The sequence below is a fragment of the Actinoplanes sp. TBRC 11911 genome, from assembly GCF_012933445.1.
Lineage (GTDB): Bacteria > Actinomycetota > Actinomycetes > Mycobacteriales > Micromonosporaceae > Actinoplanes.
The window spans coordinates 74,512-96,580 of the sequence record NZ_JABBNC010000022.1 but is presented as its reverse complement, the minus strand read 5'-3'; the positions used below and the strand labels follow the sequence as shown (position 1 = coordinate 96,580).

Here is a 22,069-nt window from a genome sequence, read left to right as displayed (position 1 = left end):
GTTCAGTTGGTAGGGGTGCGCCCGTGCCCGAGCGCGTCGAAGCCGACCTCGGCGAGCTCGGCCAGTGCCTCGGCGGGCACCTTGTCGCGCACCGAGACGGCCGCGACGGCCAGCGCCCCGAGCGCGCCGATGACGCGGATCAGGCGGCGTGGGTCGGACTCGGGATCGACCGCGAACGTCTCGAAGACGGCGCCGCCGATCTCGTGCAGGGCCTGGCCGATCTCGGCGTCGGCCTCGGCGGTGAGCCCGGAGAGCATCAGCGCGACCATGCCGGGCCATTCCAGGGCCAGCCGGGCGATCCGGGTGATGCCGGCGCGGTCGCGCTCGGGGCCCGGCAGCACGGTGGCGACCTCGTCACCGATGTCGCGCACCGCCCGCAACGCTCGCTCGACCACGGCCTGCTGCAGGGTCTCCTTGGTGGGGTAACGATGCAGGAGGCCGGTCTTCGAATAGCCCACCGCGTCCGCGATCCGCTGCACCGATGTCTCCTTGAACCCGTGCCGGGCGAAGAGGATCGCGGCGGCTTCCAGGATCTCGTCGTCGATCTGTTCCTTGGTCGGGCGCGGCATGCGGACCAGAGTAGTCCCCCACCGACCACCTTGGTCCACCGCCGACCGTGTCGGTCCTCACAGGTGAAACCCGGGGCGATCCCTGAGATGATCTCGGGGTTTCCTGGGCGAATTGTCCGCTTTCGGAAACCGGCGAGTCCGCCACCCGACACCGCAGCGCGCAAAACGGACCAGGGCTCACCGAGGGTCCAACCCGGATGTTGCCAGCTCACGCCCTGCCTAGGTTCAGGTTCGACACAGAAAACACGACGGGTAGGGGGCCCCGATGGGCAAGCGGCCGGTAACGGTGCGCGTGGCGCGATGGAGCGCCGAGCATCCATGGCGAGCGATCGCGCTGTGGGTGATTTTCGTGGCGGTGTGCTTCGCCGGCGGCAGTGCGGCCGGCACGCGCGAGGCGACCGCGCAGGACGACGCGATCGGCGAGTCCGGTCAGGCGTACGTGATGATCGACGAGGGAAAGTTCGCGGACGAGCCGGCCAAGGACAACGTCCTGATCACCGCCCGGTCCGGCACGCTGGACAAGGCCGCCGCCGAGAAGGCCGCCGCGGACGCCACCGCCAAGATGCGCACGGTCACCGGCGTGCAGTCGGTCGGCGAGCCGCTGCCGGCCCGCGACGGCTCGGCGCTGCTGGTGCCGGTCACCATGAGCGGCGACCCGGACACCGCGTCGGACCGCGTCGAGCCGCTGCGCGCGGCCACCGCCGAGGTCCAGGCGGCGCATCCCGAGCTGCGCGTCGAGGAGGTCGGCGGCCCGTCGATCAACAAGGCCCTCGACGACACCCTCGGCAAGGACTTCCAGCGGGCCGAGATCCTGAGCCTGCCGGTCACCCTGGCCATCCTGATCGTCGCGTTCGGAGCGCTGATCGCGGCCGGCATCCCGGTGCTGCTGGCGCTCATGTCGGTGGCGGCCGCGATGGGCCTGTCCATGCTGGCCTCGCACCTGGTGCCGGCGGGCGATGTCACCAGCAGCGTGATCCTGCTGATCGGCATGGCGGTCGGCGTCGACTACTCGCTGTTCTACGTCAAGCGGGAACGGGAGGAACGGGCGAAGGGCCGCGGGCACGTGGACGCCGTGGAGATCGCCGCCGAGACGTCCGGCCACGCGGTCGTCGTCTCCGGCACCGCTGTCGTCATCGCGATGGCCGGGCTGTTCCTGGCCGGCGACTCGACGTTCTCGTCGCTGGCGGTCGGCTCGATCCTGGTGGTCGCGGTCGCCGTGATCGGCTCGCTGACCGTGCTGCCGGCCATGCTGGCCAAGCTCGGCCGCTGGGTGGACCGCCCGCGCGTCCCGCTGCTGTGGCGCCTGAGCGCACGACGCGAGGGCGGCGGCCGGTTCTGGCGCGCGGTGCTGCGCCCGGCGCTGAAGCGGCCCCTGGCCACCCTGGTGATCAGCGTGCTCGCGCTTCTCGCGCTGGCCGCGCCCGCTCTGGGCATGAAGCTCAAGTTCCCCGGTACGGAGGATCTGCCGCGCACCACCCCGGCGATGCAGGCGTACGACCGGCTCACCGCGGCGTACCCGAGCAACGGCACCACGCACGACATCGTGGTGCAGGCCCCGGCCGCGCAGGCGGGCGAGGTCAAGACGGCCCTCACCAAGCTTTCCGAGGCCACGTCGGGCAACCCGTTGTTCGCACCGCCCGAGCAGGACGGCCCGGACATCGACGTCTCGCCGGACAAGACGGTGTCGGTGCTGTACCTGGCGACGCCGTTCTCGATGCGCAGCGACAAGGCCGCCGACTCGCTGCACGAGCTGCGCGAGACGCTGGTCCCGCAGACGCTGGGCGGGATCGCGGGCGCCAAGTACGCGGTCGGCGGCGGCGTCGCGGACAACGAGGACTACGCGAAGCACGTGTGGCGGACCCTGCCGATCGTGGCCGGATTCGTGCTGCTGCTCACCTTCCTGGTGATGGCGTGGACGTTCCGCTCGGTCGTGGTCGCGCTGACGTCGATCACGTTGAATTTGTTGTCGGCCGGGGCGGCGTACGGGCTGCTGGTGTTGGTCTTCCAAAGTGACCGGGCGGCGGACCTGTTCGGCTTCACCTCGATGGGGGCGATCGTCAGCTGGCTGCCGCTGTTCCTGTTCGTGGTGCTGTTCGGGCTGTCCATGGACTACCACGTCTTCGTGGTGAGCCGGATCCGCGAGGCGGTGCTGCGCGGCGTGCCGACCAGGCAGGCGGTGGCGGACGGCATCTCCGGCTCGGCGGGCACGGTGACCAGCGCGGCGATCGTGATGGTCGGGGTGTTCAGCATCTTCGCGACGCTCAGCACGATCGACATGAAGCAACTGGGCGTGGGCCTGGCCGCGGCGATCCTGCTGGACGCGACGATCATCCGCGCGGTGGTGCTGCCGTCGGCGATGACGCTGCTGGGCAAGGCCAACTGGTGGGCGCCGCGGTTCATGCGCCCGAAGGGCCGGCACGCCGCCCCGAGCGCGGAGCCGCGCGAGCCGGAACTCGTCGGCGCGCCTTGATCGACACAGTGTGCCCGGGCCGGTGACGGTCCGGGCATACTGGCGCGGTGACCGAACCCGGAGAGAAGCCCGCCAAGGCAGAGCGGCTCGTCATGTTCACCGACGCGGTCGCCGCGATCGCGCTCACGCTGCTGATCCTGCCGCTGCTCGAGACCATCGCCGACGCCCGGGCCGAGCACCCCCAGCTGGGCGATCTCATCGGCGACAACCTGGGCCAGTTCGGAGCGTTCGCGCTGAGCTTCGCGGTGATCTTCCGGTTCTGGTGGGCGCATCACCGGCTGTTCGAGCACATCGAAACCCTCAACCCGGTTTTCGTACGCCTGAGCACGATCTGGACGTTCGCGATCGTGGTCCTGCCCATCCCGACCGCGATCATCACGGCGTACTCGGCATCACCCGGAAGCGTCGCCCTCTACGGTGGAACGCTGGCCCTGTGCAGCGGGGCGCTCACCGCGATGGCCTGGTACGCGCACCGGCATCCCGAATACAGCGGGAACCGTCCGCGGGAGAGCCGCGAAATGGTGCTGGGCAACGTCACCATCTTCTTCGCCCAGGTCGTCGCCACCGCGGTGGGTTCGGTCTTCGCCGACCAGATCGGCTTCTTCGCATTCCTGCTGATGTTCCTGGTGGGCCCGGTCGAGGGCATCGTCAAGGCCCGCTGGCGCCGCGAGTCAGCCCTCTGAGCGCATCCGGTGCGCGTCCCCGATCAGCTCGTCCAGACGCTCGACGCCGACCTTGTCGAGCCACAGCATGACGAGCGGGAAGCCCTCGTAGCCGGTCGTGGTGAAGAACAGCTCCGGCTCGCCGAGCAGCAGCGCCTGCTTCTCCGCCTCATCCCCCACGTAGAGCACCGCCACGTCGGTGCGGATCACCCGCCGCTGCCCCGGGTTGCGCTCCGGATAGGACCAGACGAAACCCTTTCCCCGTACGCGGAAATCGAAGCCCTCGCTGGGAATCTCCTCGACCTCGGGCAGGGCCAGCGCGAGCCGCCGCACGTCGCCGGCGTCAGCCATGGTCTTCGCCGCCGAACCCGAACATCCGCATACCGTACGGCGGTGGTGGACCGGCCGTGGTGAGCCGGTGGACGCCGACCCGGAAGCGGGCGTCGTCCGGGCGCACGAAGCCGAGCTCCTCGAAGCCGTGCCCGGCGAACAGGTCGCGCACGTGCTCGCTCTCGTCGCCGGCCCGGCTCCAGATGACGACGCCGCCGGATTCCATCAGCCCGGGCAGGGTGGCGATCGTCCGGCGGGTGTCGTCGGCGCTGACGTTGCCGAAGACGCCGCACGCCAGCAGGATGTGCGCCCGCCCGTACCCGAGGTAGGGGTCGGTGACGCCCGCGTCGGCACTCGTCGTCCCGGCGCGGCGGGCGAGCTCCGGGTCCATCTCCAGCAGCAGCGGCTCGATGCCGGGACGGGTCGCGAGGATCGGCAGCACGTCGCCGCCGTCGCCCGCGCACATGCTGATCAGCCTCGTCGCGGTGGCGTCGCGGTCGAGGGCCGCGCGTAACTCACGCTGCACGATCGCGCGCCGCCGCGAGAGGGGCGAATCCGGATCCGCGTACTCGTCGTGCCAGCGCACCCAGTCGGTCACCACCGTGACGCCGGGCCAGCGCTCGGCCGGGCGCTGCCGGGCGCGCCGCTGCCGGGAGTACTCCGGGCTGACCCGCCGCGGGTTGCGCCGCCAGACGCCGCCGAGCAGATCGTCGAGCCCGTACGGCGCGCACACGTGCAGCCGGTCGTCGTGGTCGAGGCGTACGGCCACCGCGGTGGCCGTCTCCGGCCAGGTGCCGACCGCGTCGGCGATGGACCGCAATGGTTCGACAGGCTCCCCGCCGAACCGCTCCGCATACCAGGTGTGCACGGCCGCCTGGTTCTTCGCCTGCCACGGCACGTCCGGGGCGGCGGCCCGCAGCTTCTCGGTGGCCGCGTCGTCGTTGCCGCGGCTGAGGTCACGCGGGTCGAAGAAGGCGACGTCGACGTCGTTCAGGTCGCCTGGGCGGAACCCGTCGCCGTGCAGCTCACCCCAGACGAGGTCACGGATCAGCCCGGCACCCACCCAGGCGTCCGGGAGACCGGCGTCGCGGACGGTCGCGAGCACCCGCATGACCCAGGCGTCACCGCGGACGATCGTCTCCAGCCGTGCGGCTCCCACCGGTCGTGCCCCTTTCCCCGCGTCGGCCCATATCTGACCACGACCGGGGTACTGCCCGCGCGGGCGGTCGGCCGGCTGACAGTCCTCAGGTGACCCGGCGACGACCATCGAGACCTGAGACGTCCACAGCGCCGCAGCCTGCCCATTGCGATCGACATCCGGCGGCGTCAGCTCCGCCACTCCCTTCGCATATCCGACATTTCCCGAAATTTTATGGATAGGCCCGGCCGCTGGGCAGGCGGACTCGGCGCGCGGCCGCGCGGCGCTTCCATTGCGTGAGACGGGTGACCGCCTGCTGAGACCCGCGCCCGCATCATGGAACCACCGTCCGCGATGTGGGACCAGCATCCATTGTAGAGAGTATATTTGTCACGTAACGAGGCTTTCGCCCGGCAGCTTTCTCCGGCCGAATGTGAACCTTGGAGAGTTATGGCTCGTATGTGGGCACAACTCTCCAAGGTTCACAAAAATCCACGATGTGACCGCAGTGTCCACATAGCGGGACCGTCCAGCCGCGAACGCATCGCCACAGCGTCTCAGCTCTGGCACCACCGCCCCACCGGCCACACCGTGACCAGGTCACTCACCGCCCACCACCACGGTTCGGACTTCACAAGCGCCGCGGCCGTGGTGAGCACGGTCGCACGCGAGCCGAGGTTGTCGAGCAGGGACTGCTGGTGCGCCAGCGCGCGCAGCGCCTCGGAAAGGACGACGTCGAGCCGCTTGTCCGGCTCGGGGGCGGCGGACACGCGCACACCGTAAGCATCGGCGGTCCTACGCTGTATCCCATGAGCGTCACCAACTGGGCCGGCAACGTCGTCTTCGGCGCCCGGGCCCTCCACCGGCCCACCACGGTCTCCGAGGTTCAGGAGCTGGTCGCCCGCGGCGGCCCGCTGCGCGTCCTGGGCAGCGGACACTCCTTCAACCGCATGGCCGACACCGGCGGCGACCTGCTCACGGTCGCCGATCTGCCGCGCCTGGCCGAGATCAGCGCGGACCGTGCCTCGGTGCGCATCGACGGCGGCGTGCGCTACGGCGAGCTGGCCGTCCTCCTCGAGAAGGAGGGGCTGGCCCTGCACAATCTGGCCTCGCTGCCGCACATCTCGGTCGCCGGTGCCGTCGCGACGGCGACACACGGCTCGGGCGTACGCAATGGGAATCTCGCCACCGCCGTCTCCCGGATCGAGTTCGTCGACGGGACCGGCGAGCAGGTCACGCTGAGTCGCGGCGACGCCGGTTTCGAGGGTGCGGTCGTGCATCTCGGGGCGCTGGGCGTGGTCACCTCGCTCACCCTGGACGTGCGGCCCGCGTTCGAGGTGCGGCAGTACGTGTACGACCAGCTCCGGCGTACCGAGATCGACGCGCACCTGGACGAGATCCTCGCCGGCGGGTACAGCGTGAGCCTGTTCACCGACTGGACCAGCGACGACGTCAACCACGTCTGGCTCAAGCGGCTCGAGACGATGAGCGGCGACTGGTTCGGTGCCCGGCCGGCCGACGGCCCGCGCCACCCGGTGCCCGGCATGCCCGCGACCAACAGCACCGAGCAGGGCGGCGTGCCCGGCCCGTGGCATCTGCGCCTGCCGCATTTCCGGATGGAGTTCACGCCCAGCGCCGGCCAGGAACTGCAGTCGGAGTGGCACGTCGCCCGCGAGAACGGGCTCGAGGCCCTGCACGCGGTGGCCGAGATCCGCGATCGGGTGGCGCCGGTGCTGCAGGTCAGCGAAATTCGCACGGTCGCGGCCGACGAGCTGTGGCTGAGCCCGAACTATCGGCGCGACACGCTGGCCGTGCATTTCACCTGGATCGCGGACACGGACGCCGTACTGCCGGTGGTCGATCTGGTGGAAGCGGCGCTGGCGCCGTTGGATCCGCGCCCGCATTGGGGCAAGATCTTCACCACCGACCCGCTGGCCTTGCGTTCCCGTTACGAGCGCTTCGCCGATTTCCAGGCCTTGGTACGCCGGTACGACCCGGCCGGAACTTTCCGTAATTCGTGGCAGGAAGCCATTCTCGGATAACGGTTCTGGATGGTGCCCGGGACGCCGCGCCGTGCTCCTGGACGGCCGCGTGGCGCGGGGCCGGGCATCACAGCGGAATCCTGAGGGTTCACGCAATGACGCACGTCACCCTTTAACGTTGCTGTCAGGCGCGCGGGGTAACTTTCCCCCCATGCCCGAAGCAACGAAAGAGCAGCCGCAGCGGCCCCACCCATGGAAGGTGGAAGGCGCCCCGCCCGGCACGCCCGGGAGCCCCGGCACGCAGCCGGGCGGGCCGAAGCGTCCCCGGTCTGCCTGGCTGCGCTTCGGGTGGGTGCTGATCCTGCTGCTGGTGATCAACTGGATCGTGTCGTCGTTCCTGCTGCGTCCCCCGGAGCGCACCCACATCTCGTACACGTTCTTCGTCACCCAGGTGCAGGCGGCGAACGTGAAGGACATCACGTCCACCGGCGACACCATCGAGGGTGACTTCAAGGCCTCGACCGCGTACACCGACAACGGGCAGACCAAGTCCGAGCAGGTCACCCGTTTCACCACCCAGCGGCCCTCGTTCGCCGGCGACAACCTGCTCGCGCAGTTGCAGGCCAACGGCGTCCCGGTGAACGCGAACCCGCCGGACGCGCCGGCCCCGGTCTGGCAGCAGCTGCTGGTCGGCTTCGGCCCGACGATCCTGCTGGTCGGCCTGCTGTTCTGGGTGGGGCGGCGGATGGCGTCCGGGCTCGGCGGCGGCGGCCTCGGGAGCTTCGGCAGATCCCGGGCGAAGCTGTATCAACCCGAGAGCGGTCCCCGTACGACGTTCGCCGACGTGGCCGGCATCGAGGAGGTCGAGCAGGAGGTCACCGAGATCGTCGACTTCCTGCGCGAGCCGGAGAAGTACCGCAAGCTGGGCGCGCAGATCCCGCACGGGGTGCTGCTGTCCGGCCCGCCCGGCACCGGCAAGACGCTGCTGGCCCGCGCGGTCGCCGGCGAGGCCCGGGTGCCGTTCTTCTCGATGTCGGCGTCCGAGTTCATCGAGGCGATCGTCGGTATCGGCGCGAGCCGCGTCCGTGACCTGTTCACCCAGGCCAAGAACGTCGCACCGTCGATCATCTTCATCGACGAGCTGGACGCGATCGGCCGGTCCCGGGGCAGCGCCACCTCGATCGGCGGCAACGACGAGCGCGAGCAGACGCTGAACCAGATCCTGACCGAGATGGACGGCTTCACCGGCAGCGAGGGCGTGGTCGTGCTGGCCGCGACGAACCGCGCCGAGATCCTGGACCAGGCGTTGCTGCGGCCCGGCCGCTTCGACCGCCGGGTCACGGTCAGCCCGCCCGACCTGGCCGGCCGCGAGGCGATCCTGCGCGTGCACACCCGCGGCGTGCCGGTCGCACCCGGCGTCGACCTGCAGGCCATCGCGTCGGCCACCCCCGGCATGGTGGGCGCCGACCTGAAGAACCTGGTGAACGAGGCCGCGCTGCTGGCCGCCCGGCGCGGGCACGCCCAGGTGCAGACCCCCGACTTCACCGACGCCCTCGAGAAGATCATGCTGGGCACCGTCCGCGGCATCATGCTGACCAGCGAGGAGAAGGAGCGCACGGCGTTCCACGAGTCCGGCCACGCCCTGCTGGGCATGCTGACCCCCGGCGCCGACCCGGTCCGCAAGATCTCCATCATCCCGCGCGGGCAGGCCCTGGGCGTGACGTTCCAGAGCCCCGACACGGACCGCTACGGTTACTCGGCGAAGTACCTGCGCGGCCGCATCATCGGCGCGCTCGGCGGCCGCGCCGCCGAGGAGGTCGTCTTCGGCGACATGACCACGGGCGCCGAGAGCGACCTGGACCAGGTGTCGAACATCGCCCGCCAGATGGTCGGCCGCTGGGGCATGTCCGACGCGATCGGCCCGGTCACGGTCCTGCCCCCGCCCGGCCAGGAGTCCCCGTTCGGCAACGACAACGTCGCCCCCGCCACCAAGGAGCTGATCGACGCCGAGGTCCGCAAAATCGTCGACGACTGCTACGAAGAGGCTCTGAGTTTGCTGAGAGAACACCGCGACCAGCTGAACTCACTGGCGAACAAGCTCTTGGAGACGGAGACCTTGGACTCGGACGACGCGTACGCAGCCGCCGGCATCGACCGCGCCACGGCCCCGAACGCGATCGCCCGCGGCGAGACCCCCGGCACGACACCGGCCCCGGGCATCCCGGCCCCCGCGGCGTCATCCGACAACACGCCGAACCCGCTGCCGGCCACGTCAGCCTGACAGATTGGCCCCGAGGGCCCGCTCCTCCCTTGCCGTTGCGGCGGCCTGGGATTGGCGGGCCTTCCGCGCGTTGGGCGCCCAACCATCTGAGGCAGGCCGCAGCGCGCCGCGCGCGACGCCGCACCGCGCCGCCACGTCGCCCGAGCAGCAGCCACGCCGCACATCGCCGCCACACCGCCCGAGCAATCACGCCGCACCGTGCCGCTGCCCCCTAGTAGGAGTCACGCCGCACCGCGACGCCGCCCTCCCCGAGCAGCAGCGACGCCCCCACCGTTTCGCCGCCAGCAGCCACGCCGCACCGCGCCACGGCACGCCCCGAGCAGCAGCCACGCCGCACCGCGCCACGGCACGCCCGAGCAGCAGCCACGCCGCACCGCACCGCACCACGGCACGGCACGGCACGGCACGAGCAGCAGGCACGCCGCACGGTGCCGCCGCACGCCCGAGCAACCACGCCCCCCACCGCGCCGCCGCGAGCCGCGAGCAGAACTCACCGCCACGCGCCGCGACAGGGTGAACGCGTCGGCGGCGTTCAGCCGGGAGCGGAATCGGCCTCTTTTACAGATTCTCCGAAACCGGCCATTTCTCAGGCGCGGGTCGATCGCGGTCAGCGCGTGCCCGATGCCGTGTACCCGATTCGGTGCCACACCGAATTTGCCGCCAAGGCGGGAATCGCGTCACCTACCTTGGTGAAATTGACCCTACAGGGCGGCGCATCGGATCCGCTTGAAAATCCCATTATTCGGGCTGGCCAAGGCCATTCTATGAGACTCCGGACCGCCCATCCAAAACAGAGTGATCGCCGGTGCCAATTTGTGAAACTTGGGCAGCTTTTGTGCCCTGCAAATTAGCCGCCGCGCCAGATCTTGGAGAGTTAGGCCCACATATGAACCCTAACTCTCCAAGGTTCAGAAAAATTGCCAACGAGGCGGGTACAAATTTCTGCTAATGGACACAAAACGTCGCGCTATAAAATGCATCCTCCCACAATGTGGACTGTTGCTTACATTGCGAGAAGGCTGCCCACTTCGCGGGAAGGGTCGCCACCCGCGGGGCCGGGGCATGCCGGGCAAAGCTAGGCAAGGCTGACGAAGATGGGGCAAGCGGGGGCAAGTCTGACGAGACTGGGGCATGCCGGGCGAAGCCGGGGGCATGCCGGGCGAAGCCGGGGGCATGCCAGGCGAAGCCGGATCCCACCGCACGAAGACGGGCGCCACCCCGCCGACACGTTTCGCCGGTGCGGTGCCGCAAACATCCCGATTCGAATGATATCAGACCGATACAGAAGCTTTTGTGGGCATTATGGTCCTCATGGCGACGGAGCGGGGACTGGTGGACACCTGGGGTGCGATCAGGGAGGAGCGGGTGGCGCTCGCCGATGCGCTTGAGGGGCTGCCCGACGACGCGTGGGAGCGGCCCTCGCTGTGTACGGCCTGGACGGTTCGGGAGGTGGTCGCTCACCTCGTCGCCACCGCGCAGATGACGCCGCCGGTCTTCTTCGGGCGGATGGTTGCCAGCGGATTCCGGTTCCAGGCCATGTCGGACGCCAACATCCGGCGGGTCCTTGCCGGGCGGCGAAGCAACGCGAACCTGCTCGCGACGTATCGCTCGCTGGCCGGCGCTCGCACGGCACCGCCCGGACCCGCGACGTCGTGGCTGGGCGAGACGATCGTGCACGGTGAGGACATCTTCCGGGCGCTGGGCGGCTACCGCGATCACCCGACCGGCCACCTGATCGCCGTGGCCGATTTCTATGCCGGGAGCAACCTGCTGATCGGCGCGAAGGACCGGGTCGCCGGGACGCGGCTGCGCGCCACCGACGCCGACTGGAGTCACGGCACCGGACGGGAAGTGGCCGGCCCGCTCGTGGCATTGGTGATGGCGATGACCGGCCGGCGCCCGGCGGCGGACGATCTCACCGGCGAGGGCGCTACGCTTCTGCGAAACAGGAGCTGACCCCGAGCCGCTACGAGGTGCGCACCCCGTGCGGGGCCCGCACCACCACGTGCAGCGCGAACAGCACATACCCCGCCAGCACCGGCACCAGCACCGGGTGCACGAACACGGCCAGCACCGCCGCCACGAGCAGAATCCCCGCGGCGGCGCAGACCGTCACGGGGCGGTAGGTAACCACGGCGCCACCAGCCCGTACGGCAAGCAAGGCAAGAAAAGCGGCACCGAAGGCAGCGGCCGTGACCACCAGGGTTGTCGCCACAGCCCCACCGGGCACCGCCCCGCGCCGCAACGCCGCGATGTCGGCCGCGACGAGCCCGCCGGCAACGAGCACGACCGGCCCCACCCACAACCCGCGAACCAACCGCGACCGGAACGAAGACCAAACCTCCACAAACGACGGCCACCGCCCGTACGCGACCAGGTGGTAGACAGCCGCACTACCAGCCCCCACGGCCGCCCCCGCCGTGACAACCGGCAACGACAGCAGCGTGACGAGGATCCCCACGAGCGCAAGGTCGGCCGCGTTACGAAAGTGCAGCGACACCCCAGTTCACCCCTTGAGCCCGCTCGTGTTGATGCCCTCGACGAGCATCTTCTGGAACGCGACGAAGAACAGGAACACCGGGATCAGCGACAGCAGCGACATCGCGAACATCGGCCCGACCGAGCTCTCGCTGGTGGAGTCGATGAACAGGGTGAGCGCGACCGGCACGGTGTAATCACGCAGCTCGGAGAGATACACCAGCTGGCGGAAGAAGTCGTTCCAGGTCCAGATGAACGAGAAGATCGCCGTGGTGACCAGCGCGGGACGCGACAGCGGCAGGATGACGTGCCGGAAGATGCTGAACGCGGAGGCGCCGTCGATCACCGCGGCCTCGTCCAGTTCGCGCGGGATGCCCCGCATGAACTGCACCATCAAGAACACGAAAAACGCCTCGGTCGCCAGAAAATGCGGCACTAAAAGCGGCAAATATGGGAATCCCCCGCCGACCCACCCTAAATTACGAAATAAGATGTATTGCGGAATGATCAGCACATGACCCGGCAACAGCAAAGTCCCGATCATGATAGCGAACCAAAATCCCCGTAACCGGAACCGCAACCGCCCGAACGCGTAAGCGGCGAGCAAGCATGACACCGTGTTCCCCACCACCGTCAACCCGGCGACGAGCGCACTGTTCACGAAGAACCGCCCGAACCCCACATCGAACTTGTGCCATCCGTCTGAGAAATTCCCAGGGGTGAATTCGCGCGGGATCAGCCCGATATTGCTGGCGATCTCCGAAGGTGACTTGAACGAGGTCGCCACCATCCACACCAGCGGATAGAGCACGACCGCGAGAATCACCACGAGCACCAGCAGGCGCACCCGAGAGCGCATCACCGCTCCTCAGCGTCGGAGTAGTGGACCCAGAACCGGCCGGTGCTGAACAGCACCGCGGTGATCAGCCCGACGACCACCAGGAACACCCAGGCCATCGCGGAGGCGTACCCCATGTCGAGTTGGGTGAAGCCTTTGATGTAGAGGTCCAGCGTGTACATCAGCGTCGAGTCGACCGGGCCGCCGGTGCCGCCGGACAGCACGAACGCCGCGGTGAAGCCCTGGAAGCCGTGGATCGTCTCGAGCACCAGGTTGAAGAAGATGACCGGGGACAGCATCGGCAGTGTGATGTGCCGGAACTGCCGCCAGGCTCCGGCGCCGTCGACCGACGCGGCCTCGTACAGCTCGCCGGGCACCTGTTTGAGGCCGGCCAGGAAGATGACCATCGGGGCGCCGAACTGCCAGATCGCCAGCAGCATCAACGTCGGCAGCGCCCAGAACGGGTCGTTGACCCACGGGGTGCCGTGGATGCCGAACCACCCGAGGAACGAGTTGAACGCGCCTTCGCGGTTGAACATGCTGCGCCACACGATGGCCACCGCGACGCTGCCGCCGAGCAGCGACGGCAGGTAGAACAGCCCGCGGAACAGCGAGATGCCGCGCAGCGTGCGGTTGAGCAGCAACGCCACGCCGAGGGCGGCGGCGAGCTTCAGCGGTGTCGCGACGACCGCGAAGATCACCGTGACGCGCACGGCGTGCCAGTACGAGGGGTCGGCGGTGAACATCCGCCGGTAGTTGTCGAGCCCGACCCAGTTCGCCTCGCCCAGCGAGATGAGCGGGCTGTAGTCGGTGAAGCTCAGGTACAGCGAGATGAGCATCGGGATCGCGGTGATGCCCAGCAGGCCGAGCAGCCACGGGGACAGGAAGAGGTAGCCGGACAGGTTGTCCCGGCGACGGCGGCCCCCGCGTCCCCGCGCGGCTTCGGCGGGAACGGGGGGTGCCGGACGGACCGGCGTGGACGCGGTGGTCACGACTGCCCGATCGCCGCCTTGGCAGCGGTCACGAACGCCGTCGCGCCCTGCTGCGGCGACTGCCGGCCGTAGGTGACCTCCTCGGCGATGCGAACCAGCTCGGTCTTCACCTTGCTGTGTCCCTTGGGCGGGACGGTCGGCGAGGTCGGCCCGAACTTGGTGCCGAGGTCGTTCTGCACCTGGATGGTCTGCTTCATGTTCGGGTCGGTGACCGTGTCCGCGACCAGTTTGCGGACGTCGAGATTGGACGGCAGGCCGCGGTCGGTGCCGAGGATCTTGCCGGCTTCCGGGTCGTTGCACAGGAAGTTGAGCACGTCGACCGCGAGGTCCTTGTGCGGGCTGCCCTTGAACACCGAGAAGTACATCGAGGCCCGCGCCCACTGCGCGCTCGGGTCGCCGGGGTACGCCATCACGCCGAGCGTGTCCTTGGTGTTCTTCTTCAGCTCCGGCATCTGGTTGACCCACACCCACGAGGTGCCCGCCTTGCCGGTGACCACCAGCTGCTTGCTGATGTCGGTGGCGTTGCCCTCGTGGATCACGTCCGGGGTGGGGCAGGCACCCTTGTCGCGGGCGCCCTTCCAGAGGCTGAACCAGCTGCCGATGTGCGACTCGTCGAACGCCAGCTTGTTGTCGGAGTAGAGGTCGGCGCCGTTCTGCCGCAGGTAGACCCAGAGCGCCTGGTAGATCGCGCTGGGGTCCTGGGTGCCGGGCACCTTGGTGGCCTTGCTGACCTCGGCCGCCCAGCTGATGAAGTCGTCCCAGCTCATCCCGGTCTTCGGCGCGGGCAGCTTGGCCTTGTCCAGCAGCGTCTGGCTCCACACCAGGCCCTGGGTGTTCTCGCCGAACGCGGCGCCGGCCAGTTTCCCGTCCACCTCGCCGTACTTCCACAGGCTTTCCGGGAACTTGGTCATGTCGAGCTTGTTGTCATCCTTGTACGGGGTCAGGTCCAGGGTGACGCCGCGCCCCGAGTACTCGGCGATGTAGTTGTCGTCGATCTGGAAGATGTCCGGGGCGTTGCCGCCGGCGGTCAGCGTGGCGAGCTTGTCGAAGTAGCCCTGGTTGGCCTGCCAGGTCTTCTTGAACGTGACCTCCGGGTGCCGCGAGGTGTAGAGCGCCAGGGCCTTGTCGGTCAGGTCGGCGCGCGCCTGGGCACCCCACCAGAAGAAGGACAGTTCGGTCTTGCCGTCCGAGCCGGACGAGTCGTCGCCGCAGGCCGCGGTCGCGGCGAGCACCGGCACCGCGGCCAGACCGGCCAGCAGGCTCCGACGGCTGAGCTGGGGTTTCAGGGTACGTGGGTCGGGCTTGAGCTCCATGGACGCTACTCCTTCAGGAGGCGACACCTCCGGGGGCGCTGTGCGGACCCGGGCCCGGCCCCGTCGAGTCGCGAATGACCAGTTCGGTCTGCAGGTGTACGTGTGCGGTGGTGCGACGGTCGTCGCCCTGCTGGTCGCCGAGCGCGAGCAGCATGTCGACGGCCGCCCGACCGGCGGCGGCGGTGGGAGTCGCCACCGTGGTCAGCTTCGGGCGGGTGAGCCGGCTGAGCATGATGTCGTCGATGCCGACGACGCTGACGTCCTGCGGCACCCGGGCGCCGGCGGCGATCAGGCCCTCGATGAGACCGATCGCCATCAGGTCGTTGTAGGCGAGCACGGCGGTGGCGCCGGCTCGCAGCACCTCTTCGGCGACGGCCAGGCCGCCGACCTCGGTGGGTGGGTTGGGCCCGATGACGGTGAGCTTGTGCCGCGCGGCCGCGCTCGCCGAACGCCGGATCTCACGGCTGGTCCACGACCCACGCGGGCCGCTGACCAGCGCGATGTCGGTGTGGCCGAGCGAGAGAAGGTGCTCGATCGCGAGCCGGGCGCCCTGCGCCACATCCATCACGACGCCCGGGATTCCGGCGATCTGCCGGTTCACCACGGCGAGCGGCACCTCGTGGCTGAGCTGCTCGATCAGCGCGTTGCTCATCCGCGGGCTGACCACCAGCACGCCGTCGACCTGTTTGGCCAGGGCGCGCACCAGTTCCTCCTCGACCGCCGGGTCCTCGTTGGTGTCGGCGACGAAGATGTGGTGGTCGTGCTTGCGGGCCTGGCTCTCGGCCGCCTTGATCAGCGGCGGGAAGAACGGGTTGGCGATGTCGGCGACGATCAGGCCGATGTTGTACGTACGCCCGGTGATCAGCGCCCGGGCCGCCCGGTTGGGCCGGTAACCGAGTTGCTCGGCGCAGGCCAGCACGCGGCTGCGTGTGTTCGAGTTGACCAGGTGCGGCGCCGAGAAGGTGCGCGACACGGTGGAGATGTGCACACCGGACGCGCGGGCCACGTCGCGGATGGTGACGGACACGCTGCGGCCCTCCTCGACTGTGGCGCCGGTCACTGATAGGCACCAATTAATGCAAGCGGTTGCACGACTGTCAATGTCGTTTTGTTGCAGCCAGGTTGCAGACGGGCACGCTGAACGCGTTCTTATCCGGACAATCGCGGGCATCTCCCGCCGCGATCATTGACTGTCCAGGATCGATCGGCCTAATTTCGCTGCAAACCTTTGTAGCCGTTGGGGGTCTCATGGCACGTCGCCGGCTCGCTCTCGTCGGAACCGGCCACCGCGCCGAGATGTTCGTCCGGGCCGCCACCCGCGAGCACGCGGACAAGGTCCAGCTGGTCGCGTTCGCCGACGTCAACCCGCTGCGGATCGAGACCCACAATCGCTGGCTGTCGGCGAGCGGTTTTTCACCCCTTCCCGCGTACGCCTCGGCCGACGTGCCGCGGATGCTCGACCGCGAGAAGGTCGACGCGCTGATCGTGACCAGCGTGGACCGCACCCACGCGGACCACATCGTCACCGCGCTGGACGCCGGCCGCGACGTGATCACCGAGAAGCCGATGACCGTGGACGCGCCGAGCTGCCGCCGCATCCTGGACGCGGTCGCGGCCACCGGGCGCGACGTGTCGGTGGCCTTCAACTACCGCTTCAACCCGGTGCACGAGCGGGTGCGCACGCTGCTGTCCGAGATCGGCGAGATCGGCTCGGTGCACTTCGAATGGCTTCTCGACGTACGCCACGGCGCCGACTACTTCCGGCGCTGGCACCGCGACAAGGCGAACTCGGGCGGGTTGCTGGTGCACAAGTCCGGTCACCACTTCGACCTGGTCAACTGGTGGCTGGGCGCGGCGCCGGTGTCGGTCTACGCGGACGGCCGGCTCTTCTTCTACGGCGATCAGGGGCAGGGGTTCACCCGGCCTTACGCGCGGGGGTCGGACGCGCCGGACGACCCGTTCGCCCTGGACCTGCGCGCGGATCCACGCCTCAAGGAGCTCTACCTGGACGCCGAGGCCGAGGACGGCTACCACCGCGACCAGAACGTCTTCGCCCCCGGCGTGTCCATCGAGGACGACATGGCGGTCCTGGTCCGCTACGACACCGGGGCGACGATGACCTACCACCTCACGGCGTACGCGCCCTGGGAGGGTTATCGCGTGATGTTCAACGGCAGCAAGGGCCGCCTCGAACTGGAGGTCGTCGAGAGTTCGTACGCCGGCGCCGCGGCCGCGCACGGTGTCACGCTCACGCTGCGCCCGTTCTGGTCACCGCCCACCCCGATCGAGATGCAACCGTACGACCGGGACGGCCACGGCGGCGCGGACAAGCGGATGACCGCCGTACTGATGGGCGGCGTCCCGGACCCGCTGCACCGCTCGGCGACCGCGCGGGACGGCGCGCTGGCCCTGCTGACCGGGCTCGCCGCCAACCTGTCCCTGCAGACCGCCGCGCCGGTACGGGTCGCGGACCTGCTCGACCTCACCCGGAGGTGACCGTGTCCGATCCGAGTTTCGCCGTCGACGCGCACCAGGCCGCCGTGGCCCGCGAGCTGTACGCGGCCGTGCGCGACCTGCCGCTGATCAGCCCGCACGGCCACGTCGACCCGCGGCTGCTGGCCGACGACGAGCCGTTCGGCGACCCGGCCCAGCTGCTGGTGGTGCCCGATCACTACGTGACCCGGATGCTGCTGAGCCAGGGCATCCCGCCGGCCAAGCTGGGCGTGCCGCGGCGCGACGGCGAACCGGTGGAGACCGACGGGCGTACGATCTGGCGCCTGCTCGCGGCCAACTGGCATCTCTTCCGCGGTACGCCGTCGCGGCTCTGGCTGGAGCAGACGTTCCGGACGGTGTTCGGCATCGAGACGCGGTTACGCCGGGAGACCGCCGACGAGGTGTACGACGCGATCGCCGCGCGGCTGGCCGAGCCGGAGTTCCGGCCGCGGGCCCTGTTCGCGCGGTTCGGCATCGAGGTGCTGGCGACGACCGAGTCCCCGACCGACGATCTGGCGCAGCACGCGAAGCTGGAGGCGGACGGGTGGGGTGGGCCCGGTGGGCGGGTGATCAGCACGTTCCGGCCGGATGACGTGGTGGACATGGATCGGCCGGATTGGCGGTCGTCGGTCGAGCGAATGGGCTCGCTTGCCGGTCTGAATGTCCGGACATATACGGAATATCTGGAAGCGCTCCAGGCTCGGCGCGAGGCGTTCATCGCCGCGGGAGCGACCTCGTCCGATCATGGGCATCCGACAGCCCGCACGCTCCAGCTGGACAAATCGGACGCCGCGCGGTTGTTCGAGAAAGGGCTCCGCGGCTCGGTGACGCCGGAGGAGGCGGAGGCGTTCCGGGCGAACATGCTCTTCGAGTTCGCCGGCATGTCGATCGAGGACGGCCTCGTCATGCAGCTGCATCCGGGGGCGGTCCGCGACCACAACCGCCTGCTGTACGAGCGGCACGGCAAGGACGTGGGCGGCGACATCCCGCAGGCCACCGACTATGTGCATGCGCTCGGGCCGCTGCTCGAGGCGTACGGGATGAATCCGCACCTGCGCCTCGTGCTGTACACGTTGGACGAGGACGCGTTCTCCCGCGAGCTGGCCCCCCTCGCCGGCGGCTATCCGGCGGTGTTCCTGGGCGCGCCCTGGTGGTTCCTGGACACGCCGGACGCGATGCGCCGCTTCCGCGAGGCGGTGACCGACTCGGCGGGCTTCTACAACACGGCGGGCTTCGTCGACGACACGCGCGCTTTCTGTTCGATCCCGGTACGCCACGACGTCGCGCGCCGCTCCGACGCGGCGTATCTGGCGAGCCTGGTCGTGCAGAACCGGCTGCCGCTGGACGAGGCCGCCGAGACGATGGCCGACCTGGCCTACCACCTGCCGCGCCGCGTCTTCCGCCTGGACGGTGACCGAGCATGACCGCGGACGCACGGCCGGGGCAGACCATGACCGCAGACGCACGGCCGGGAGGGCCAGCATGACGACGATCACCGGGGTCACCGTCCACGACGTCCGCTTCCCCACGGCGGCCGCCGGAGACGGGTCTGACTCGATCAACAAGGGCGACTACTCGGCCACCTATGTCGAGCTTTCCACCGACGGGCCGTGGACGGGCACGGGTTTCACGTTCACCAACGGCCGCGGGAACGAGATCACCTGCGCGGCGGTCGAAGCGTTGGCACCCCACCTGATAAATCAGGATTTATCGGATTTGTTCGCGGTGGGGGCGGGAGGCGACGCGGGTTCGGGCGGTGCGGGCGCGGGCGCGGGAGCGGGAGGGGACGCGGGCGCGGGCGGCGCGGGTGCAGGTGCGGGCGCGGGCGGCGTGGGTGCAGGTGCGGGAGCGAGCGGCGACGTGGGTGCGCGAGGTGCGCTCGGGTTTTTGCGGTCGCTCACCGCGGATGCGCAGCTGCGGTGGCTCGGGCCGGAGAAGGGCGCGCTGCACATGGCGACCGGCGCGCTCGTCAACGCGGTCTGGGACCTGCGCGCCAAGAGCGAGGGCAAGCCGATGTGGCGGCTGCTCGCCGAGATGCCCACCGACGAGCTCGTGGCCTGCGTCGACTTCCGGCACATCGACGACGCGCTCACGCCCGGCGAGGCCGCGGCCATTCTGGACAAGGGGCGCATCGGGCTCGGCGAACGGCTCGCGCGGATCGAGGCCGGTGGCTTCCCCTCGTACACCACCAGCGTCGGCTGGCTCGGCTATCCCGACGAGAAAGTGCGGGAACTGACCAGGACCGCGTACGCCCAAGGGTGGCGCGCCATGAAGATGAAGGTGGGCGGCCCGATCGCCGACGACGTGCGGCGGGCTCGCATCATCCGGGACGAGATCGGGCCGGACGCGCTGCTCATGATGGACGCGAACCAGATCTGGGGGGTCGACGAAGCGATCGCGAACATGGCGCTGCTGAGCGAGTTCGACCCGTACTGGATCGAGGAACCGACGCACCCGGACGACGTGCTCGGTCACGCGCGCATCCAGCGGGCCGTCGCCCCGGTGCGGGTGGCCACCGGGGAGGTCGCCGCGAACCGGGTCATCTTCAAGCAGCTGCTGCAGGCCGAGGCGATCCGGGTGATGCAGGTCGACGCGTGCCGGGTCGCCGGGATTCCCGAGGTGCTCGCCGAGTTGCTGATGGCCGCGAAGTTCGGCGTCCCGGTCTGCCCGCACGCCGGCGGGGTCGGGCTGTGCGAGCTGGTCCAGCACCTGGCGATCTTCGACTACCTGCGGGTGGGGACGTCGCTGGACGGCCGCATGATCGAGTACGTCGACCATCTCCACGAACATTTCGAAGACCCCGTCCGTACGCGCGAGGGCCGATACCTGGTCCCGACGGCACCGGGCTACAGCTCCGACCTGAAACCCGCGTCGATCGCGGAGTTCCGTTTCCCGGAAGGGCCGGCGTGGCGGTGAGCGATCTCCTGAACCGCGCGGCCCTGGACGCGCTGCCCGCCGCCACCCGCCCGCTCGTCGAGCCCGGCACCGCGCAAGCCGGCATCGTCCATCTTGGAGTCAGCGCGTTCTTCCGGGCGCACCAGGCCGTCTACACCGAGGACGCGATGGCGGCCGGCGGCGGGGACTGGGGCATCGTCGCGGTGGCGCCGCGGTCGCGTGCGGTCGTGGACGCGCTCGCCGCGCAGGACAACCTGTACAGCGTGACGACGCTCGGGCCCTCCGGACACAGCACCCGGGTGATCGGCGCGCTGGCCGACGCCCGCCGGCTGCCCCAGGACCCGGCGGCGGTGGTGGCGTTGCTGGCCTCCCCCGCGATCCGGATCGTGACGCTGACCGTGACCGAGAAGGGCTACCGCCTCGACCCGGCGACCGGGCGGCCGCTGCTCGACGACGAGTTGCGCGCCGACCTGGAGACCGACCGGCCGCCGCGGACCGTGCCCGGCCTGCTGATCCGGGGCCTGCTCGCCCGCCGCCGCGCGGACGCCGGCCCGATCGCGCTGATGAGCTGCGACAACCTCCCGGCCAACGGCCATCTCCTGCGCGGCCTGGTCGATCATCTCGCGGCCGCGACCGGCATCGCCGATTGGGTACGGGCGTCCGTGACGTTCCCCGGCACGATGGTCGACCGAATCGTCCCGGCCACCACACCGTCCACTTTGTCCCTCGCGGAAGGGGCGTTGGGCGTACGGGATCTGGCAGCCGTGGGGGCGGAGCCCTACTACGCCTGGATCATCGAGGACGACTTCCCCGGCGGGCGGCTCGCGTGGGACCGGGCCGGGGCGGTTCTCACCGATGATCCGCGCCCGTGGGAGCGGCTCAAACTGCGTACGTTGAACGGGGTGCACTCCGCGGTGGCGTACCTGGGAGCCCTGGCCGGAACCGAGACCATCGCGGAGGCCTTGCGCCTGCCGGGTTTGCCGGAGGCGATGCGGCGCCTGATCGCCGAGGACATCACGCCGAGCCTGACCCCGCCGCCGGGCGTCAACACGATCGCGTACGGCGAGGAGGTGCTGGAACGCTTCGCGAACCCGGCGATCGACTATCGGACCGTGCAGGTCGCGATGGACGGCTCGCAGAAACTCCCGCAGCGGGTGCTGCACACGATCCTGGACCGGCGGTCCGCGGGCGCCATGCCGGTGCACGCGACGCTGGTGGTGGCGGCGTGGATGCGCTTCGTGCAGGGCGCGGCGGACGACGGCCGGGCGGTGCCGCTGGACGATCCGCTGGCGGAGCGGATCCGCGGGCGTCTCGCGGCGGCGCCCGCCACTCCGTCCGGGGTGGTGGAGGCGTTGCTCGGGCTCGACACGGTGTTCGCGCCGGCGCTGGCCGCGGACGCCGCCCTGCGTGGCGTGCTGGTGGAGCAGCTGACCGCGATCACGAAGCACGGCGTCGCCGCGACGTTGGCAGGCGCAGCGTGACGCCGGCGGAGGCGCCCGGGGTTACGCCGACACCCGGCACGACGGAGACGCCCGGCGCCACCGCGGCGGCGGACCCCGCGGTCACGCCGGCGGTAGCGCCCGGCATGACGCGAGCGACGGCACCCCGAGTCACGAAAGCGACAGCGA

General features: G+C 69.9%; 18 protein-coding genes. 9 read left to right on the top strand and 9 right to left on the bottom strand.

Going from position 1 to position 22,069, the window contains the following annotated elements; genetic code table 11:
- Positions 1-2: 2 nt before the first annotated feature.
- On the bottom strand, positions 3-569 hold the full coding sequence (locus HH310_RS26700) for a TetR/AcrR family transcriptional regulator (protein ID WP_169178401.1): 567 nt from the start codon (positions 567-569) through the stop codon (positions 3-5).
- Between the two features lie 265 nt (positions 570-834).
- On the opposite strand from HH310_RS26700, the gene HH310_RS26695 reads away from it, so the two are divergent.
- Both HH310_RS26695 and HH310_RS26690 read left to right on the top strand, forming a co-directional pair.
- Complete coding sequence (locus tag HH310_RS26695; RefSeq protein WP_169178400.1) at positions 835-3,039, top strand: MMPL family transporter; 2,205 nt, start codon at positions 835-837, stop codon at positions 3,037-3,039.
- 47 nt (positions 3,040-3,086) lie between these two features.
- Positions 3,087-3,722 (top strand): TMEM175 family protein, encoded by a 636-nt coding sequence (locus tag HH310_RS26690; protein ID WP_169178399.1) that lies wholly within the window; start codon positions 3,087-3,089, stop codon positions 3,720-3,722.
- Here HH310_RS26690 and HH310_RS26685 read toward each other — a convergent pair.
- From HH310_RS26685 to HH310_RS26675, 3 genes are all read right to left on the bottom strand, one after another.
- Positions 3,711-4,052: an MmcQ/YjbR family DNA-binding protein gene (locus tag HH310_RS26685; protein ID WP_169178398.1), complete on the bottom strand. Its 342-nt coding sequence runs from the start codon at positions 4,050-4,052 to the stop codon at positions 3,711-3,713. The two genes, HH310_RS26690 and HH310_RS26685, sit on opposite strands and share 12 nt — an antisense overlap.
- Positions 4,045-5,190 carry a nucleotidyltransferase family protein gene (locus HH310_RS26680; protein ID WP_312034335.1) on the bottom strand — a complete coding sequence of 382 codons (1,146 nt, stop codon included), beginning with the start codon at positions 5,188-5,190 and terminating at the stop codon, positions 4,045-4,047. Before HH310_RS26680 ends, HH310_RS26685 begins: the two co-directional genes overlap by 8 nt.
- Before the next feature lie 536 nt (positions 5,191-5,726).
- The gene (locus HH310_RS26675) at positions 5,727-5,939 is read right to left on the bottom strand and encodes a hypothetical protein (protein ID WP_169178331.1); all 213 of its coding nucleotides are present in this window, start codon (positions 5,937-5,939) and stop codon (positions 5,727-5,729) included.
- Positions 5,940-5,978: 39 nt separating this feature from the next.
- On the opposite strand from HH310_RS26675, the gene HH310_RS26670 reads away from it, so the two are divergent.
- The 3 genes from HH310_RS26670 (at position 5,979) to HH310_RS26660 (ending at position 11,388) form a co-directional block, all read left to right on the top strand.
- Complete coding sequence (locus tag HH310_RS26670; RefSeq protein WP_282438533.1) at positions 5,979-7,211, top strand: D-arabinono-1,4-lactone oxidase; 1,233 nt, start codon at positions 5,979-5,981, stop codon at positions 7,209-7,211.
- 151 nt (positions 7,212-7,362) lie between these two features.
- Positions 7,363-9,432: an ATP-dependent zinc metalloprotease FtsH gene (gene ftsH / locus HH310_RS26665; RefSeq protein WP_211192660.1), complete on the top strand. Its 2,070-nt coding sequence runs from the start codon at positions 7,363-7,365 to the stop codon at positions 9,430-9,432.
- 1,311 nt (positions 9,433-10,743) lie between these two features.
- Positions 10,744-11,388 (top strand): maleylpyruvate isomerase family mycothiol-dependent enzyme, encoded by a 645-nt coding sequence (locus HH310_RS26660; protein ID WP_169178397.1) that lies wholly within the window; start codon positions 10,744-10,746, stop codon positions 11,386-11,388.
- 10 nt (positions 11,389-11,398) lie between these two features.
- Here HH310_RS26660 and HH310_RS26655 read toward each other — a convergent pair whose 3' ends face one another.
- The 5 genes from HH310_RS26655 to HH310_RS26635 are packed head-to-tail and all read right to left on the bottom strand — an operon-like array spanning position 11,399 to position 16,080.
- Entirely contained in the window at positions 11,399-11,932 is a 534-nt protein-coding gene (locus HH310_RS26655) for a DUF624 domain-containing protein (RefSeq protein ID WP_169178396.1), read from the bottom strand.
- Positions 11,933-11,938: 6 nt separating this feature from the next.
- A complete protein-coding gene (locus HH310_RS26650) occupies positions 11,939-12,769 on the bottom strand; it encodes a carbohydrate ABC transporter permease (RefSeq protein WP_169178395.1) in 831 nt (276 codons plus the stop codon).
- Positions 12,769-13,740: a carbohydrate ABC transporter permease gene (locus HH310_RS26645; RefSeq protein ID WP_169178394.1), complete on the bottom strand. Its 972-nt coding sequence runs from the start codon at positions 13,738-13,740 to the stop codon at positions 12,769-12,771. Before HH310_RS26645 ends, HH310_RS26650 begins: the two co-directional genes overlap by 1 nt.
- A complete protein-coding gene (locus HH310_RS26640) occupies positions 13,737-15,053 on the bottom strand; it encodes an ABC transporter substrate-binding protein (protein ID WP_169178393.1) in 1,317 nt (438 codons plus the stop codon). Before HH310_RS26640 ends, HH310_RS26645 begins: the two co-directional genes overlap by 4 nt.
- A gap of 13 nt (positions 15,054-15,066) precedes the next feature.
- The gene (locus tag HH310_RS26635; RefSeq protein ID WP_169178451.1) at positions 15,067-16,080 is read right to left on the bottom strand and encodes a LacI family DNA-binding transcriptional regulator; all 1,014 of its coding nucleotides are present in this window, start codon (positions 16,078-16,080) and stop codon (positions 15,067-15,069) included.
- Positions 16,081-16,301: 221 nt separating this feature from the next.
- Here HH310_RS26635 and HH310_RS26630 point away from each other — a divergent pair, with 221 nt between their 5' ends.
- Genes HH310_RS26630 through HH310_RS26615 form a run of 4 tightly spaced genes read left to right on the top strand, consistent with a single transcriptional unit; the run spans position 16,302 to position 21,922 of the window.
- A complete protein-coding gene (locus HH310_RS26630; RefSeq protein ID WP_169178392.1) occupies positions 16,302-17,549 on the top strand; it encodes a Gfo/Idh/MocA family protein in 1,248 nt (415 codons plus the stop codon).
- Positions 17,546-18,970 (top strand): glucuronate isomerase, encoded by a 1,425-nt coding sequence (gene uxaC / locus HH310_RS26625; RefSeq protein ID WP_169178391.1) that lies wholly within the window; start codon positions 17,546-17,548, stop codon positions 18,968-18,970. The genes HH310_RS26630 and uxaC overlap by 4 nt, the downstream gene beginning before the upstream one ends.
- Positions 18,971-19,028: 58 nt before the next feature.
- Positions 19,029-20,462 (top strand): enolase C-terminal domain-like protein, encoded by a 1,434-nt coding sequence (locus HH310_RS26620; RefSeq protein ID WP_169178390.1) that lies wholly within the window; start codon positions 19,029-19,031, stop codon positions 20,460-20,462.
- Complete coding sequence (locus tag HH310_RS26615; protein ID WP_169178389.1) at positions 20,453-21,922, top strand: mannitol dehydrogenase family protein; 1,470 nt, start codon at positions 20,453-20,455, stop codon at positions 21,920-21,922. Before HH310_RS26620 ends, HH310_RS26615 begins: the two co-directional genes overlap by 10 nt.
- Positions 21,923-22,069 lie beyond the last annotated feature (147 nt).